Genomic DNA, 15,711 nt, shown 5'->3' with positions numbered 1-15,711 from the left:
TATTTTCGCCGGGAGCGGCTCATTGTCCATTAATAAATTTTTTCTCTGTGAAACAATATTTCACAAATATCCGCGTGTCGCGCATCTGTTCCGCTTCAGCGCAAGGTGAAAGATCCTCATCATCCCGCCATTGCGCCGCCAGGCTGCCCTCCAGTACTTTTGTACCCTAAAAGAGAGAGTGGGGCGGGCTAATGCATCTGGATTTTCGCCAACTGCGCAACTTTGTCGCGTTAGTTGAATACGGCAGTTTTAATCGCGCGGCGGAGGCGGTGTGCCTGTCGCAGTCGGCGTTCAGCCGCAGCATTCAGGCGCTGGAGCAGAGCGTCGGCCATCCGTTATTCGATCGCCAGAGCAAGCTACCGACGCTCACCCTGCACGGGCAAAAGCTGCTGCCCTACGCCCGCCGCTTTCAGGAGCTGAACGTGGAGCTCAGCAGCCAGCTGCGCGAAGCGGACGATGCGCAAAACGGCGAGGTTGCTTTTGGCTGCGGGCCGGCCCCTGCCGCAAGGCTGATTCCGGCCGCCGTCGGCGAGTTTCATCGCCTTTTGCCGCAGGCGAGGGTGCGCTTTCAGATTGATAACTGGCTGGCGCTGCATCAGGCGCTGACCTCTCAGCTCTACCCTTTTGTGGTTGCCGACAGCTGGCAGGCCGAGCTCGACCCGCAGCTGCGCGTGCAGCCGCTCAGCCCGCAGCGCTGCTTTTTCGTCTGCCATGCCGATCATCCGCTGGCCAAACAGGGGCCGGTCTCTATCCAGGCGATGCTGCGCTACCCCTTTGCCGCCCCCTATCTGCCGCCGGGCGTGCGCAAGGTGCTGGCGACCCTCAGCCAGCAGCAGGACTTTACCCCGGCGATTCAGTGCGATCATATCTACGCGCTGCTTGCCACCCTCGCGCAGACCAACGCGATTAGCTTCGCCAGCGAGGACGGCTTCGCGCTATGCCAGCACAGCCATCGGCTGGTTAAGCTGGAGCTCAGCGATCTGCCTGAGGAGTGGCGGCTGATGCAGACCCGGTTTGCCATTATCTCTCCGGTTCACGCGGCCCAGCCGCCGCTGGTGGAGAAGCTGATTGAGATTATCCTTCATACCGATCGTCAGCATCAGCTTCAGCTGCTGGCGCAGGAGGAGAGGGGTTAACCGGCGTTTTTCGCCTGGCCTTTGGCATCGTACTGCGGCCAGCGGTTTTCCAGCCCCTGGGCTTTCAGCGCCTGCTCGACAAACTGGCCGTCTACCCACTGGCTGACGTCAAAAGCGCTGCGGATTAGCCGCCCGGATTTAGCCTGTTCGACGCTATTGCTAAAGCTGTCGGTCAGGAACGGATCGATACGCGGCGAGGTGGTAAAGTTCAGATCCTGCGGCTGCAGCTCTTCGAGAAACAGCGCCTGCGGGATCTGGCTCTGCTGCGCCATCTCGGCGGACCAGGCGTCGCGATTGGCCGGGTCGCTGATTTCCGCGGCGTTCTTCACCAGCACGTTAACGATCTGCTGGGTCGCCTGCGGCCAGGCGTCAATAAACGCCTGCGTCCCGAGGAACCCCGCCTGAGTTGTGTTCTGGCGGCCGGAGTCACCGCTTTTGACGACCACATCAATCTTATCGCCGCGCAGCGCCAGCAGCGAAACGCCGCCCCACACCGCATCGACGCGACCGGCCGCCAGCGCCGCTTTGCCGGCGTTCCAGTCAAGGTTGATCGTCTGCAAACTGCGCTCATTGAGGCCGACGGTTTGCAGCGCCCGGTCAAAGGCCAGCTGGTCCGCCGTGCCGCGATATACCGCGACCCGTTTGCCTTTCAGATCGGCCAGCGTTTTAATCCCCGAGGCTTTGGTGACCGCGAGCCAGGATTCCGAGCCGCGGCTGCCCAGCAGCAGGCGCGTCGGCAGCCCGTTGGCTTTACCGATGATCGCCGCCAGATCGCCGAGGTAGACAAAATCCAGCTGGCGGTTGGCTAAGGCTTCATTTACCGCCGGGCCCGCGCCTTTGAAAAACTGCCACTGCACTTCCACACCCTGCGGTTTAAACGCCTCTTCCAGCTGATGGCGGATAAACGCCATGCCGACCGGCCCCTCAATAAACGGCTTGCTGCCCGCGCTTTGGTCCGGCACGCCGATGCGAATGGTACGCAGCGCTTCGGCCTGCGCGCTGGCCGCCAGGCCGATAACCGCCACCAGCGCCAGCACGGTGCGGCTAAAAAATGCTTTCATCATAACGTGTTGCTCTCCTGAGTTTTTTCTCACCCTAAAGAGCCAACGGGCTGCGTGTTAAATGCTTTTATTCGCCAAGCTTGGGTGAAAAAAAGCTAAATCAAACGCCGCGCGCCCGGCAGGCTGAAATGCATTCGATGCATCGGGATTATTCGCCTTACGCAATGGCGGCGAAGGAGAAGTCACGTTTTGATAGCGGCATAACTTGCCGAAAAGTGGACCGATATGTCGCAGATGATCTTAAGAACCGATGCCCCAGGCAGGCCGGGCTTCAGGCTTAACGGCTGGCCGTGGCTGCTGCCTGCGTTACTGCTGCTGCTGTGGTACATCGCCGCCCGCGAACGATGGATGCCGGAGCAAATTTTGCCCGCGCCGTCGGTGGTTGCCGATACCGCGCTATCGCTGCTGAGCGGGGATCTGCTGGCGCAGTGGGGATTCAGCCTTCAGCATCTGGCGCTTGGCCTGCTGCTGGGCGCCATTGCTGGGACGCTGCTCGGCGCGCTGTTCGGCCTGGTGCCGGCCGCCGCGCAGCGGGTGGAACCGCTGTTCTACGCGCTGGCGCAAATCCCGACGCTCGGCTGGATCCCGCTGTTTATGGTGCTGTTCGGGATTGATAACGGCCTCAAGCTGGCGGTTATCATCAAAACCACCGTAGTGCCGATGACCATTAACACGCAGCAGGCGGTGGCCGGCGTGCCGCTGACCCTGAGCGAAGCCGCAAAGGTGATGAACTTTTCCCGCTGGCAGCGGCTGCGCTGGCTGGTGATCCCCGCAAGCCTGCCGGGCTGGTTTACCGGCCTGCGTCTGGCGCTGTCCCAGGCCTGGGTGTCGCTTATCGTCGTCGAACTGCTGGCTTCTTCGGAAGGCATTGGCTACCTGATGGTCTGGGGTCGCCAGCTGTTTCAGCTGGATATCGTCTTCGTCACCATTGCGGTCGTGGGGCTGAGCGGCATGCTGATGGAGTGGGCGGCGAACCGCGCCTGTGCCCGTCTGGTGTTCTGGCCGCAGCCTGCCGCCGGACGCCTGGCGTGGAAACCGCAGGCCAGCTGGCGGGCGCTGCAGCTGCCGCTGGTCCTGCTGGCGCTGTGGCAGCTGGCAAGCTCGTGGGGCTGGATCGATGGTGCGCTGTTCTCTTCGCCGCTGGCGGTGGCGACGCGTTTTATTCAGGGCGCCCTGAGCGGGGAGCTGACCGCGGCGATGCTGGCAAGCCTCGGGCGAGCCTTTGTCGGGGGCGCGCTGGGGATTGCGGGGGGCCTGCTCTGCGGACTGCTGCTGGCGCTGCGCCCGCGCGCCGGGCAAATCTTCACGCCCACGCTCAACGTGCTGCGCCATATCGCCCTGTTTGCCTGGCTGCCGCTGCTGACCGCATGGGTGGGCAACGATAACGGCGGCAAAATCGTTTTTATCGCGCTGGCGTCGTTCTTTCCGATGTTCTTCAGCACCCTGCAGGCCGTGCTTCAGCGTAACCCGCAGCTCGACGAAGTCGCCAGGGTACTGCGCCTGGGCGAGTTAGCGCGCCTGCGCAGGGTTATTCTTCCCGGCGCGGCGCCGGGGATCTTCGCCGGTCTGCGGCTGGCGCTGATTTACGCCTGGCTTGGCAATATCGGCGCGGAATATTTCATGTCCTCCGGCGTCGGCATCGGCAGCCTGATGATCAATGCCCAGCAGCTGCTGGATATGCCCACCATTCTCTGCGGCATGGTGCTGGTCGGTATTACCGGCGCGGCGCTGGATAAAGCCGGACGTTTACTGGAAATGCGCGCCACCCGCTGGCGTCAACAGGAGCAGCTATGACCTCTTCAACCCTGGTCTCTTTTCGCCACGTGCGTAAATCCTGGCAACAGGTGACGGCGCTACAGAATTTCAGCCTGGATATCGCCGCCGGTGAACTGGTGGCGCTGGTGGGCAGCAGCGGCTGCGGTAAATCGACGCTGCTGCGGATGCTGGTAGGCCTTGAATCAGCGACCCAGGGCGATATTTGCATTAACGGCGAGCCGGTCACCGGCGTGGGCAAAGAGCGCGGCATTGTGTTTCAGGAGCCGCGCCTGTTTCCCTGGCTTAACGTGCTCGACAACGTGATGCTCGGCCTGGCGGATGAAAAGCTCAGCCGGGCGGCGAAGCGCCAGCGGGCGCTGGAAATGCTGGAGCGCGTGCAGCTCAGCGAATTCGTCAACGCGCTGCCCTCGCAGCTCTCCGGCGGCATGGCCCAGCGGGTGGCTATTGCCCGCGGCCTGGTGGCCCGTCCGCAGATCCTGATGCTCGACGAGCCTTTCGGCGCGCTGGATGCCCTGACGCGCCACACCCTGCAGCAGGAACTTTTACAGATCCACCAGCGCGCGGGAACCACCACGCTGCTGGTGACGCACGATGTGGAAGAAGCCGTCGCCCTGGCCGATCGCGTCGTCGTGCTTTCGCCGCGTCCGGGGCGGATACGGGAAGTGGTAAGCCTGGCGCTGCCCCATTCGCGCCAGCGCGATGATGCCGCGTTTATCGCAGCCTGCCGCCAGATTCGCAACCTGATTACTTCTGCCTGATTCTATTATTTAAGGAGCAACATATGGGACATCCTTCCGTCTACCCGACCGGCGCCACCCTCTACGATCCGCAGCGCGCCTGGAGCGGCTATACCCTTTTCCAGGCCACCGAACACGGCGCGGTGCTGGTGGACATGAACGGCCGCGTGGTGCGCGAATGGCCTGAACTGCACGGGTTTCCCAATAAAATCCTGCCCGGCGGCGCAATCCTTGGCCACAGCGGCGAGCGCGACCCGCGCTACGGCATGCAGGATATGCTCGATCTGATCCAGGTGGACTGGGAAGGCAACGTCACCTGGAAATTCGACCGCTACGAGCAGGTGAGCGATCCCGGCAACGCCACGCGCTGGATGGCGCGCGCGCATCATGACTATCAGCGGGCGGGCAACCCGGTGGGCTATTACGCGCCGGGGCTGGAGCCGCAGGTGGATGGCGGCAATACCCTGATCCTTGCCCACACCAATCTGGTGAATGAAGCGATCTCCGACAAGCTGCTGCTGGACGACACCATTATTGAAGTCGACTGGCAAGGTAACGTGGTATGGGAGTGGCGCTGCAGCGACCATTTTCACGAGCTGGGCTTCGACGATGCGGCGCGCACCGCGCTCTACAACAACCCGAATATGCGCGCCAGCGGCGGCGGAATGGGCGACTGGATGCATATCAACTCGATGTCGGCGCTGGGGCCGAATAAGTGGTACGACGCCGGCGATACGCGTTTTCATCCCGACAACATTATCTGGGACGCCCGCGAATCCAACATTATTGCCATTATCGACAAACAGAGCGGCAAGATCGTCTGGCAGCTGGGCCCGGACTACAGCAAACCGGAGCTGAAGCACATCGGCTGGATCATCGGCCAGCACCATGCGCATATGATCCCGCAGGGGCTGCCGGGCGCGGGCAATATCCTGATTTTCGATAACGGCGGCTGGGCCGGATACGGCGCGCCGAATCCGGCGTCGGCGGACGGGGTGAAAAACGCATGGCGCGATTATTCACGGATCCTGGAGATCAACCCGCTGACCCTCGATATCGAATGGCGCTACTCGCCCTATGAAGCGGATCTGCCGCAGCCAACCGATTCGTACCGCTTTTACAGCCCCTACATCAGCAATATGCAGCGCCTGGAAAACGGCAATACCCTGATTAACGAAGGATCGAACGGGCGCATTTTTGAAGTGACCCGCGACCACGAAATTGTCTGGGAATATATTTCGCCGTTCTGGGGCAAGACCCTGAACAACAATATGGTCTATCGCGCCTACCGCATTCCCTACGGCTGGATCCCGCAGCTGGCGCAGCCGCAGGAGACGCCCATTGCGGCGGTGGACGTGCGTACTCTGCGCCAGCCCGGCGCGGCGGCGGCCGGTCCGGCGCAGAGCGTGGTGCGGGTGGCGGGCGTACAGCCGTACAGTAAAAGCGCTGATGCGCTGTGCGTGGCGACCGATAACGATACCCTGCGCCGCAGTCCGAAGCTGTTCCGCGTCGCGGAAAGCGCGTTCACGCCGATAAGCGCGGCGGGCGAGCTGGAGAGCGAACGGCCCGTGCTGCTGTTCGTCGGCGCGGAACGCTGCGTGCACTGCCGCAAGCTCTGGCAGCTGCTGGCGCATGAAAAGCTCAGCCCGCGGCTTGCTCAGCTGGATACGCGCTATCTGGATGCCGACCGGCATCAGGATCTGGCGGGCGACCTCGGCGTGCGCGGCCTGCCGACGCTGCTGCTGATTAAACCGGGGCAGCCAGCATCGCGCGCGCCTGCGCAGCTCTCGGTGGACGCGCTGCTCGACTGGCTCCATCGCGCAGCCGGGTAATCCGCGACTACGGCGGGCTGGCGTGTGCCGGTCCGCCGTTTATCTGGCGGATAAACGCCATCGGCGAATAGCCCATCGCTTTGCGGAACATCGCGGTAAAGGCGGCCGGATACTCATAGCCCAGACTGAGCGCGACTTCGGTAACCGAACGCCCCTCACGCAGCGCCGTCATGGCGTACATCAGGCATGCCTGCTGGCGCCAGTCGCAAAACGCCATCCCGGTCTCCCGGCGAAACAGACGATTAAACGTGCGTACGCTTTTACTCAGTTTTTGCGCCCACTGCTGCGGCGTACTGCGGATGCTCGGCTGGCGCTGAAAATCGCCGCATAGCGCCGCGAGGTGGCTGTTCTGCGGAAGCGGCGTAAACATCGGCAGCGGCGCGGCGGCGCGCAGTTCATGGAGCAGCAGCGCAATCAGGGCGGCATCGCGCCCGCTCTCGTCATACAGCAGCGGTAGCTGACAGGCGGCCAGCAGCAGCTGATGGGTCAGCGGAGAAACCTGTAAGACTTCGCAGCGTTCGCTTTCCCGCGGGGCGTCCCGCGCGTCAATATACAGGCTGTGGGTGCTGACGCCGGGCATCCAGACGCGATGCGGTTTCGTCGCCGGGATCCAGACCCCGCTGAACGGCGGCACCAGCCACTGGCCGTCGTCCGTTTCGACCTTCATTAATCCGTGCATGGCGTACAGAAACTGCGCCCGGCGGTGGCTATGTCGCTCCAGAAGCGTGTTGGGCGGATAGTCGCTGCCCAGCGCCAGCACCCGGCGAGGAAGATGGTCGACGTCATTAATCGCAACGTTGCGCATGAAGATAGCCCTGGCTGAAATTCGTAATAGATTGGCTTTAAAGCGTAAGCCGGCCACGGCGTTATTCTATATCGTTACCTCCTTTTGTGGAGGAGTGCGAATGAGCGACTGGCTTTTTCTGTGCGGCATACTATCGGGCGTGACCACCTGGCTCTTTGGCTTCGGCGGCGGTTTCGTTACCGTCCCGCTGCTCTATTTCCTGGTGACCGGCGCGTGGGGCGCGCAAAGCGTCGTCGGGCAACAGGCGATGCACATCGCCGTCGCCACCTCGGCGCTGGTCATGCTTTGCTCCGCGCTGCTGGCGAGCTGGCGACACGCGCGTACCGGTACCCTCCGCTGGCGCCGCTTATGGGCCATGCTCATCGGCATTGCCGTTGGCGGAACGGCGGGCGCGCTGCTGGCGCTTGAGGCGAGCGGGGCGTGGATCCGCTGGCTGTTCGTTATCTACCTGCTGGCAACCGTTGCCGATTGCTACCTTCGCGCCGGATTTATGACCCCGCCATCCCGCCGGGTGATACCGACGGTGCCGCATGAGCTAACGGTAGGGGGGATCATTGGCCTGATCGCCTCTTTTCTCGGCGTGGGTGGAAGCGTGATGACCGTCCCTCTGATGCGCCGTCGCGGCGTGCTGATGGCTGAAGCGGCGGGGATGGCCAACGTGCTAACGCTGCCGCTGGCGGCAACGGCGACGCTAACCTGGCTGTTGATGGGCTGGCTGTCGCCGGTGGCGTTACCGAATGGGTTTGTCGGCAACATCTGGCTGTCGGCGGCGGCGCAGCTGGTGGCGGGAAGCTGGCTGGGGTTAAAAATCGCCTCCCGCTGGCTGGCGCGTTTACCGGACCGCTGGCATGTGCGAATTTATCCGCTATTGCTGATTGCCGTGCTGCTGGTGATGAGCGTGTGGGGATAATGAGGGACGCGGCGCTGCGCATCCATCCGAGAGTAGTCCGGGTCATTCTGCTGTCATTTTTCTTGCGCATGCTCTCGCCAGACGCCGTGGCCGATAAAGGAAAATAAACGATGGGTAAAACGCTGACCATTTTCGATCTGGATAATACGTTAATTAAGGGCGACAGCAGTACGCTGTGGAGCCGCTTTATGGTGCGCGAAGGCTGGGTAAACGATCCCGATTACCTGGCGCGGGAAGCGATGCTGATGGACGACTACGACCGCGGCGAAATGAATATCGCCGATTATGTGGCTCTGATTCAGGCGCCGCTGATTGGCGTCGCAAAGCGGGACGTGGACGCGCTGCTGGCGCGCTGCGTGCGCGACGAAATTATGCCGCGCGTGTATCCCCAGGCGTGGGATCTGATTCGGACTTTACAGGCTAAAGGCGAGCAGATGCTGGTGATCTCGGCCTCGGTCAGCCTGCTGGTGCAGGCGGTGGCGGCGCAGCTGGGTATCGAACAGGCGCTGGGGATTGACGTTGAGATGGCCGACGGCGGCTATAGCGGCGTGATTGCCGGTACGCCGAGCTATCAGCAGGGGAAGGTGGTGCGCCTGGCGCAGTGGCAACAGGCGCATCCTGAATACTCGGGGGAGGTGACCTTCTACACCGACTCGATCAACGACCTGCCGCTGTGCCTGCATGCCGATCGCGTACGGCTGGTCAATCCGTGCCCGCAGCTGGCGGCGGCGAACGCGCAGCACCAGTGGCCGGTGCTGGCGTGGCGGCTGTGATTTTTCCCCCGGGTCACGGCGTAAACGCCTTACCCGGGCTACTTTTTCGTGCCGTTTGGGTAGCCCGGACAGGTGCGCAGCACCGCCTCCCGGGAAAAACTAATCAGCTTTAAACAGCGGCACCACGCTGCCGCCGATATAGCGGCGGCGCAGCCAGGCGGACAGCGTATCCATCGCCATCACCACCGCCACCAGCAGCAGGGTAATAAACATCACTACGTCCCAGTTCCACAGACGCATATTTTCCGCATAAATCAGGCCAATGCCTCCCGCGCCGACAAAGCCGAGCACCGCGGCGGAACGGGTATTCGATTCAATCTGATACAGGCTCAGCGCCAGGAACGTCGGGAAAGACTGGGTAAAAATGCTGAAACGGTGCTTCTGCAAACCGTTCGCCCCCACCGCCGTCAGGCCGCGTCCCGGCGAGCGGTCAACCGCCTCGTGTCCCTCTGCGTACAGTCGGCCCAGCAGCCCGGTATCCTGCATAATTATCGCCAGCACCCCGGCCAGCGGCCCGAGCCCCACGGCGCGGACAAAAATCAGCCCCCAGATAGCCATATCGATACCGCGCAGCACGTCGAACAACCGGCGCATCAGCAGGGCGATCGTTCCCGGAATCACGCCGCGCATAATATTCCGCGCCGCCAGAAACGAGAGCAGCAGGGCGATGACCGTCGCGGTAAGCGTCCCGGCGAAAACAATCGCCAGGGTAATGGCGATTTGCGTGAAGTAATAGCGAAACGGCCAGTTGAAAAAATCGTGCCAGACGAACATCCGTAGCAGATAGCGGCTGATTTGCTGCAGCCCCGTGGCGAGCTGCTCGCCGCTGATGCCGAACTGCATAAAGAACCAGACATAGTAGAGGGCGCTGGACAGCGCAAGCAGGCCGACGTAGCGCAGATAGCGCCCCTGGGCCTGGTATAAATGCCGATGCTGGCGACGGCTGGCGGCGATATCCGGTTGATTTTGCCACTGACTCATTTTTTCCCCTCCAGAACCCACTGCCGCAGGCGGCCGGATAGCATATCCAGCAGCGATACCACGATAATAATCAACAGCAGCGTGATGCTGACCTGATCGTACCGGTCCAGTTTGATATTGGTCATCAGCTCCTGGCCGATGCCGCCCGCGCCCACCAGCCCGAGGATCGTTGAGGAGCGGAAGTTAATTTCGAGGCGCATAAAGCCGTAGGAGAGAAAGATGGGTTTCACCTGCGGCCACAGGGCAAAGCGGATACGCTGCAGATGCGACGCGCCGCAGGCGGCCAGGCCGCGTACCGGTTTATCCTGGGCGCTCTCTACCGCTTCATAGAACAGCTTGGTCAGGCTGCCGATGGTGTGGAGCATTAATGCCAGAAAGCCGGGGATCGCCCCGATACCAAAAGCCATCACGAAGATCACCGCCCACGCCAGCTCCGGCATGGTGCGCAGAAAAGCCACCAGCACGCGGACGGCAAAACGCAGCGGGGCAGGGGACCATGCGTTGTTGGCCGCAACGAACGCCAGCAGGGTGGCAATCGCCACCGCCACCAGCGTGGACGCCAGCGCCAGCTGCAGCGTTTCCCAGATAAGCGGCAGCTGAATGGGCAGACGATAGCCCCAGTAAGCCAGAGAGCCTTTAGTGTGCGAATCGGCAAACAGGTCGGCGACGTGCAGCGTCGGCAGCGTCTCAAACATGTAATCGAGAAAATTGGGCAGCGAGTGCCAGATAGTAAAGAGATTAAACTCGGCCATACTGCCGGCGGCAAAATAGAGCGCCAGCAGCAGCAGGGACCAGCTAAAGGTGTCGCGCTTTTGTCGCGAGCGGACCTGCTGGTAATAGCGTTCGAATTCGGTATGGGTATTATTCATGCGTCGCTGTGTCTTCAACGAGTCGCCGCCGCCCGCGAGACTGGCCGGGCGACGGCGTCAGGGCGGGATTAACGCGCGGTAACCAGTTCGCGTTTCATATCAATGATCTGCTGGAAATCGGCTACGCTGCCCGGGCCGATATGCTGCGTGCCGCCCATCGCTTTGATAAAGCAGGCGTGATCGTCGGTATCCAGCTTTTTAATCGCGGTGACGACTTTGGCCTTAAAGTCAGCAGGCAGGGAATTGCTGACCAGGATTGGGCCGTTCGGGATCAGCGGCGATTGCCAAATAATGCGGATTTGCTTCATCAAATCCGGGTGATCCATGCGAATCAGTCGGTTGAAGGCGCCGACGCTGTAGCCGCTATTATAATCACCCACCATCGAGGTCCAGGTCACCGCGCCGGCAAACTGACCGTTCAGCACGCCCAGAATATCCTGCTCGTGGCCGCCGGAGAAGGTCACGCTGGAGAAGAAGTTATTATATTTATTATCCGAGGTGCCGCCGAACTGCTGTTTAAAGGCGTGGTTGGGAATTAAAAAGCCGGAAGTGGAGTCCGGATCGGCGAAGCCAAACGCTTTGCCTTTCAGATCTTCTAACTTTTTATATGGACTGTCGGCTTTGACAATCACCACCGAGTGATAGCCGCGGGACTGATCTTTATCATCTACGGCAATCCCGACAATATCGACGGCTTTAGGGTTGTTAATATAAACGGAAGCGTATGATGACGGCGACATACTTAAGACCACGTCAACTTTTCCGCCCAGCAATCCCTGAATCACGCCGGAATAGTCGGAAGAGTTACGTAATTTTGTATCGACCTTCAGCTCCTTATCAAGAAACTGTTTAACGCACTGGTTATCACCAATTTGTTGGGTTGCGTTCTGACCGCCAAGGATGCCCAGATTTAATTCCTTCGGCTGTTCAGCAGCGCTTGCCTGCCACGCCATCATAATGCCTGCAACCGCTGCGGATAAACGAACTGCGCCAGTGATGTACTTTTTCATTATTTTGCCCGTGTGAGTGAAATTTAATGCAATTGGCTAATTTCATCGCCGTACAGCCGATGCAGAATATCCTGATTCAGCTGCGTGGGATGATCGTCAAAAATAATCTTGCCCTTGGCTACGCCGATGACCCGCGTGCAATATTCACGCACCAGCTCCACCGAATGCAGGTTTACCATCACGCTGATACCCTGTTCGCTAATTTCGCGCAGGACATTCATAATCCGCTGCGTATTTTTCGGGTCGAGGGAAGCGACCGGTTCATCGGCCAGCAAAATACCCGGGTTTTGCATCAGCGCCCGGCAAATCGCCACGCGCTGCATCTGCCCGCCGGAGAGGTTTTCCGCCCGCTGTAGCGCATGCGGCAGCATATTCATCCATTCCAGCAGGGAGATGGCGCGGGCGCGGTCCGCGTCGGGGAAAACTTTGAATAATGATTTCAGGGTGGAGGTCTGGCTCAGGCGACCCAGCAGCACGTTGGTCAAAACGTCGAGACGCGGGACCAGGCAGAAATCCTGAAAGATCATGCCGCACTGGCTGCGCCAGGCGTTTAGCGCGCGGCCCGACAGCTTTGATACGTCCTGCGGCGTACCCACTTCCGGATAGCTGAGGATCTCGCCGTCGCTGGCGCTGTGGGTACCGTTCAGTACGTGCAGAAGCGTTGACTTTCCGGCACCGGAGCGGCCAATGACGCCAACCAGCTCGCCCGCATGAAGATCGAAACTGATGCCGTCCAGTACGGTTTGCTGCGCGCTGTAGGATTTGCTCAGGTTGCGTACGCTCAGGACCTTACGCTGCCTGTCGATAAAGGGCGGCGTAAACGGTTGATAATCGGTTTCTGCCACCGCAGCCAGGGAACTGTTCATAAATGCGTCCAGGTTCGTCAGTAAACTGGGCACTATTAATGGTGTTTTATATGACTGCCGGATGACAGTAAGGCGAACAAATAGTGAACGGATGCGAAAGCTGGCCTATTTGTTGGAAAAAAAATTCGTCATGGATCACACTTTTGCATTAGCAATCGGGCATCTGAGAATACTCTGCCTACCTTTAATACGCGATAGCGCATGAGATTAATAATGATACGTATTTCATCTGATAAAGATGATGCGTTTTATGCGACATTAGCCGGGTAATGCTATCGCCGCGGGTACAACGGGACGACTCTGGACGCTCGTGCAATTCTTATATCTGAGTCGGTTTAACCGAGTAGATAATCTTCAGGTACTGGATTACGATTCGCGGCGGAAAATTTTTAGTCGGTGACTATCCCTTTTGTGCGGCGTGTAATTCCATTATTTACGCTAATTAATGAAATTAACCACTGATTTTGTGTTGTTTATTGGTTTTATATTCTTATTTTTTGAATTTGTTCGGTTTTTTCGCTTTTTTAAATAAAAGTGCGATTAAGAATAGTCTTAACAACTAATGGCTAAGATCCTGGAACATATAATATTCACTTAAGAATCTACGCATATCCCACCAATAACCGTATGAAAACCAATGGTTTTTGTGTTTAACTCAATATCCTTATTTTTATTCTTCTGACTTAAATTGACCTGGTCGGTAATTAGCCCTTTGCGCACTTATTGACACACATGGAGAAAAATCCTAAATTTGGTAACACAAGAAACAAGCAAGTCATTTAGTGCTCTTTATCTCTAGCAATACTATTTTGAATTTTGATTGAATATATTAAAGAGGGAATTTGCTGACTTAGACTTTGCAGGCCTGGGCTATCAGCAGTGTTGTGATACGTTCAAGATTTCCAGGACTATGGGGTTTAACTTTATATGGATTATAAATATTCTTTGGACCAGTGCATCTGGCCAGCGCATGACAGCTATTTTTTAAAAGGACTCGCTGAGCTAATTATTGATATTGATGACCTGATTTACCTGTCGCTTGAAAAGGTACGCCGGGAGTTTGTATTTATTAATCTTAGCGCCAGTTCGCTGAACTATTTTATCCGCCGCGATAGCGAGTGGCTGGCTGAAATGAAAGGCAAGCAAATTGTATTAATTGCCGCGAGGCGCTCGGAAGCGCTGGCCAACTACTGGTATTACAATGGTGCTATTCGTGGCGTGGTCTATGTGGACTTAGCCAAGGATATTCGTCAGGAGCTGGCATACGTTATCAACGGCCGTTTTCTACGTAAAGATATAAAGAAAGACAAAATTACCAACAGGGAAATGCAAATAATTCGGATGACGGCACAGGGAATGCACCCGAAATCTATTGCCAAGATTGAAAATTGTAGTGTGAAAACGGTTTATACCCATCGGCGAAATGCCGAGGCCAAACTGTATTCAAAGATATATAAGTTAGCGCTGTAATTAGTAATAAACGTTGTTTTTAAAATTGTGCACCAGGTCGTAACGCCCAAAATAATTTGCGTCGCAGATAATAATGATGCGGCCTGAACTATGGCGGGAATGCACACAGACGTGGGACATCAGGTCCCTTAATAAACTCAGGATGAAAAAGCTATGAAAAAAAAGGTTCTTGCAATTGCTCTGGTAACCGCGTTTGCCGGTATGGGTGTCGCTCAGGCAGCTGACGTTACTGCTCAGGCAGTCGCTACCTGGTCCGCAACCGCCAAAAAAGACACTACCAGCAAGCTGGTGGTGACTCCGCTGGGCAGCCTGGCTTTCCAGTATGCCGAAGGGGTTAAAGGCTTTAACTCACAGAAAGGCCTGTTTGATGTGGCTATCGAAGGTGACGCCACCGCGACCGCATTCAAGCTGACCTCTCGTCTGATCACCAACACCTTGACTCAGCTGGATACCTCTGGTTCCACCCTGAGCGTGGGCGTTGACTACAACGGCGCTGCGGTCGAAAAAACGGCTGACACCACCATGATCGACACCGCGGCGGGCACCCTGGGCGGCAACCTCAGCGCGCTGTCTAACGGCTATAACGTCGCCGGTCGCACCACCGCTCAGGACGGCTTCACGTTCTCCATCATCAGCGGCACCACCGATGGCACCACTGCCGTTACTGACTACAGCACGCTGCCGGAAGGTATCTGGAGCGGCGACGTCAGCGTACAGTTCGACGCGACCTGGACCAGCTGATCCTCTCGTAGCACCAGGCAGGGGGGCTCCCCCTGCCTTATTTCACGGATTGAATTCATATGAAAAAACACATTCTGGCCATCGGCCTGTTGCTCAGCACAATGACGCCAGCCCTGGCGCTGGATGTGGGCGATATCTCTTCATTTATGAACAGCGGCAGCAGCACGCTGAGCAAAGAGATCAAGAACACGACCGACAGCGGTCGCTTAATTAACATCCATATGGAACGCCTCTCTTCGCCGCTGGACGGTGGCAAGGTGATCCCGATGGATAAGCAGGACGAGATTTTACTGACCCCCGCCAGTCTGCTGCTGCCCGCGAAGGCCAGCGACGTGATCCGCTTTTTCTACAAAGGCCCGGCGGACGATAAAGAACGCTATTACCGCATTGTCTGGTTCGATCAGGCGCTCAGCGATGCTCAGCGCAATGGCTCGACCCGCAGCGCGGTAGCGACGGCCTCGGCGCGGATCGGCACCATCCTGGTGGTCGCGCCAAGAAAAGCCAACTTCCGCTATCAGTACGCCAACGGCACGCTGGTCAATACCGGTAACGCGACGTTGCGCATTCTTGCCTACGGCCCGTGTCTGAAGCCGGCTGACGGTAAAGAGTGCAAGGAAAATTATTTCCTGATGCCGGGAAAAGAACGGCGCTTCACGCGCGTGAATGTGGCGGATAAAAAAGGACGGGTCGCGCTCTGGCAGGGCGAGCAGTTTGTTCCCGTGAAATAGACATTTCTTCTGACGG

General features: G+C 58.5%; 15 protein-coding genes. 9 read left to right on the top strand and 6 right to left on the bottom strand.

The window, feature by feature from the left end:
- Nucleotides 1-191: 191 nt before the first annotated feature.
- The gene (locus JLG71_RS22235; protein WP_048261336.1) at nt 192-1,136 is read left to right on the top strand and encodes a LysR family transcriptional regulator; all 945 of its coding nucleotides are present in this window, start codon (nt 192-194) and stop codon (nt 1,134-1,136) included.
- Here JLG71_RS22235 and JLG71_RS22230 read toward each other — a convergent pair.
- Nucleotides 1,133-2,200 (bottom strand): ABC transporter substrate-binding protein, encoded by a 1,068-nt coding sequence (locus JLG71_RS22230; protein WP_014837527.1) that lies wholly within the window; start codon nt 2,198-2,200, stop codon nt 1,133-1,135. The genes JLG71_RS22235 and JLG71_RS22230 overlap by 4 nt on opposite strands.
- 222 nt (nt 2,201-2,422) lie before the next feature.
- Between JLG71_RS22230 and JLG71_RS22225 the strand changes: the two genes are divergently transcribed.
- The 3 genes from JLG71_RS22225 to JLG71_RS22215 are packed head-to-tail and all read left to right on the top strand — an operon-like array spanning nt 2,423 to nt 6,542.
- Nucleotides 2,423-3,991, top strand: coding sequence for an ABC transporter permease (locus tag JLG71_RS22225; protein WP_014837529.1), 1,569 nt, complete (start codon nt 2,423-2,425; stop codon nt 3,989-3,991).
- Nucleotides 3,988-4,731, top strand: a complete 744-nt coding sequence (locus JLG71_RS22220) for an ABC transporter ATP-binding protein (RefSeq protein WP_047724342.1) — start codon at nt 3,988-3,990, stop codon at nt 4,729-4,731. Before JLG71_RS22225 ends, JLG71_RS22220 begins: the two co-directional genes overlap by 4 nt.
- 23 nt (nt 4,732-4,754) lie before the next feature.
- Nucleotides 4,755-6,542: an aryl-sulfate sulfotransferase gene (locus JLG71_RS22215; protein WP_048261342.1), complete on the top strand. Its 1,788-nt coding sequence runs from the start codon at nt 4,755-4,757 to the stop codon at nt 6,540-6,542.
- A 7-nt stretch (nt 6,543-6,549) separates the two neighbouring features.
- On the opposite strand, the gene JLG71_RS22210 is transcribed toward JLG71_RS22215, so the two are convergent.
- A complete protein-coding gene (locus JLG71_RS22210) occupies nt 6,550-7,347 on the bottom strand; it encodes an AraC family transcriptional regulator (protein WP_025107222.1) in 798 nt (265 codons plus the stop codon).
- A 100-nt stretch (nt 7,348-7,447) separates the two neighbouring features.
- On the opposite strand from JLG71_RS22210, the gene JLG71_RS22205 reads away from it, so the two are divergent.
- Both JLG71_RS22205 and JLG71_RS22200 read left to right on the top strand, forming a co-directional pair.
- Nucleotides 7,448-8,257 (top strand): sulfite exporter TauE/SafE family protein, encoded by an 810-nt coding sequence (locus JLG71_RS22205; protein ID WP_116280261.1) that lies wholly within the window; start codon nt 7,448-7,450, stop codon nt 8,255-8,257.
- A 110-nt stretch (nt 8,258-8,367) separates the two neighbouring features.
- Nucleotides 8,368-9,030 carry an HAD family hydrolase gene (locus JLG71_RS22200; protein WP_014228097.1) on the top strand — a complete coding sequence of 221 codons (663 nt, stop codon included), beginning with the start codon at nt 8,368-8,370 and terminating at the stop codon, nt 9,028-9,030.
- A 99-nt stretch (nt 9,031-9,129) separates the two neighbouring features.
- On the opposite strand, the gene phnE (JLG71_RS22195) is transcribed toward JLG71_RS22200, so the two are convergent.
- The 4 genes from phnE (JLG71_RS22195) to phnC form a co-directional block, all read right to left on the bottom strand.
- Entirely contained in the window at nt 9,130-10,011 is an 882-nt protein-coding gene (gene phnE / locus JLG71_RS22195) for a phosphonate ABC transporter, permease protein PhnE (protein ID WP_116280260.1), read from the bottom strand.
- Nucleotides 10,008-10,880 carry a phosphonate ABC transporter, permease protein PhnE gene (gene phnE / locus JLG71_RS22190; protein ID WP_025107218.1) on the bottom strand — a complete coding sequence of 291 codons (873 nt, stop codon included), beginning with the start codon at nt 10,878-10,880 and terminating at the stop codon, nt 10,008-10,010. The genes phnE (JLG71_RS22195) and phnE (JLG71_RS22190) overlap by 4 nt, the downstream gene beginning before the upstream one ends.
- A gap of 68 nt (nt 10,881-10,948) precedes the next feature.
- Nucleotides 10,949-11,890: a phosphonate ABC transporter substrate-binding protein gene (gene phnD / locus JLG71_RS22185; protein ID WP_009654530.1), complete on the bottom strand. Its 942-nt coding sequence runs from the start codon at nt 11,888-11,890 to the stop codon at nt 10,949-10,951.
- 23 nt (nt 11,891-11,913) lie between these two features.
- Nucleotides 11,914-12,756 (bottom strand): phosphonate ABC transporter ATP-binding protein, encoded by an 843-nt coding sequence (gene phnC, locus JLG71_RS22180; protein WP_014837535.1) that lies wholly within the window; start codon nt 12,754-12,756, stop codon nt 11,914-11,916.
- A 927-nt stretch (nt 12,757-13,683) separates the two neighbouring features.
- Between phnC and ecpR the strand changes: the two genes are divergently transcribed.
- The 3 genes from ecpR to JLG71_RS22165 all read left to right on the top strand — a co-directional run bounded on the left by ecpR (nt 13,684) and on the right by JLG71_RS22165 (nt 15,695).
- A complete protein-coding gene (gene ecpR, locus JLG71_RS22175; RefSeq protein WP_014228101.1) occupies nt 13,684-14,226 on the top strand; it encodes an ECP biosynthesis operon DNA-binding transcriptional regulator EcpR in 543 nt (180 codons plus the stop codon).
- A 153-nt stretch (nt 14,227-14,379) separates the two neighbouring features.
- Nucleotides 14,380-14,967 (top strand): common pilus major fimbrillin subunit EcpA, encoded by a 588-nt coding sequence (gene ecpA, locus JLG71_RS22170; RefSeq protein WP_004848092.1) that lies wholly within the window; start codon nt 14,380-14,382, stop codon nt 14,965-14,967.
- A 59-nt stretch (nt 14,968-15,026) separates the two neighbouring features.
- A complete protein-coding gene (locus JLG71_RS22165; RefSeq protein ID WP_014228103.1) occupies nt 15,027-15,695 on the top strand; it encodes an EcpB family pilus assembly chaperone in 669 nt (222 codons plus the stop codon).
- Nucleotides 15,696-15,711: the final 16 nt, after the last annotated feature.

Source organism: Klebsiella michiganensis, assembly GCF_015139575.1.
Lineage (GTDB): Bacteria > Pseudomonadota > Gammaproteobacteria > Enterobacterales > Enterobacteriaceae > Klebsiella > Klebsiella michiganensis.
Note: the sequence above shows the minus strand (reverse complement) of the source record. Positions and strands in the feature narration are given on the sequence as shown.

What these genes read in the sequence shown, in the direction of transcription:
- JLG71_RS22165 (WP_014228103.1), top strand. Translation starts at nt 15,027, where the DNA reads ATGAAAAAACACATTCTGGCCATCGGCCTGTTGCTCAGCACAATGACG.
- ecpA (WP_004848092.1), top strand. Translation starts at nt 14,380, where the DNA reads ATGAAAAAAAAGGTTCTTGCAATTGCTCTGGTAACCGCGTTTGCCGGT.
- JLG71_RS22220 (WP_047724342.1), top strand. Translation starts at nt 3,988, where the DNA reads ATGACCTCTTCAACCCTGGTCTCTTTTCGCCACGTGCGTAAATCCTGG.
- phnC (WP_014837535.1), bottom strand. Translation starts at nt 12,756, where the DNA reads ATGAACAGTTCCCTGGCTGCGGTGGCAGAAACCGATTATCAACCGTTT.
- phnE (WP_025107218.1), bottom strand. Translation starts at nt 10,880, where the DNA reads ATGAATAATACCCATACCGAATTCGAACGCTATTACCAGCAGGTCCGC.
- JLG71_RS22210 (WP_025107222.1), bottom strand. Translation starts at nt 7,347, where the DNA reads ATGCGCAACGTTGCGATTAATGACGTCGACCATCTTCCTCGCCGGGTG.
- JLG71_RS22205 (WP_116280261.1), top strand. Translation starts at nt 7,448, where the DNA reads ATGAGCGACTGGCTTTTTCTGTGCGGCATACTATCGGGCGTGACCACC.
- JLG71_RS22235 (WP_048261336.1), top strand. Translation starts at nt 192, where the DNA reads ATGCATCTGGATTTTCGCCAACTGCGCAACTTTGTCGCGTTAGTTGAA.
- JLG71_RS22225 (WP_014837529.1), top strand. Translation starts at nt 2,423, where the DNA reads ATGTCGCAGATGATCTTAAGAACCGATGCCCCAGGCAGGCCGGGCTTC.
- phnE (WP_116280260.1), bottom strand. Translation starts at nt 10,011, where the DNA reads ATGAGTCAGTGGCAAAATCAACCGGATATCGCCGCCAGCCGTCGCCAG.
- JLG71_RS22215 (WP_048261342.1), top strand. Translation starts at nt 4,755, where the DNA reads ATGGGACATCCTTCCGTCTACCCGACCGGCGCCACCCTCTACGATCCG.
- JLG71_RS22200 (WP_014228097.1), top strand. Translation starts at nt 8,368, where the DNA reads ATGGGTAAAACGCTGACCATTTTCGATCTGGATAATACGTTAATTAAG.
- phnD (WP_009654530.1), bottom strand. Translation starts at nt 11,890, where the DNA reads ATGAAAAAGTACATCACTGGCGCAGTTCGTTTATCCGCAGCGGTTGCA.
- JLG71_RS22230 (WP_014837527.1), bottom strand. Translation starts at nt 2,200, where the DNA reads ATGATGAAAGCATTTTTTAGCCGCACCGTGCTGGCGCTGGTGGCGGTT.
- ecpR (WP_014228101.1), top strand. Translation starts at nt 13,684, where the DNA reads ATGGATTATAAATATTCTTTGGACCAGTGCATCTGGCCAGCGCATGAC.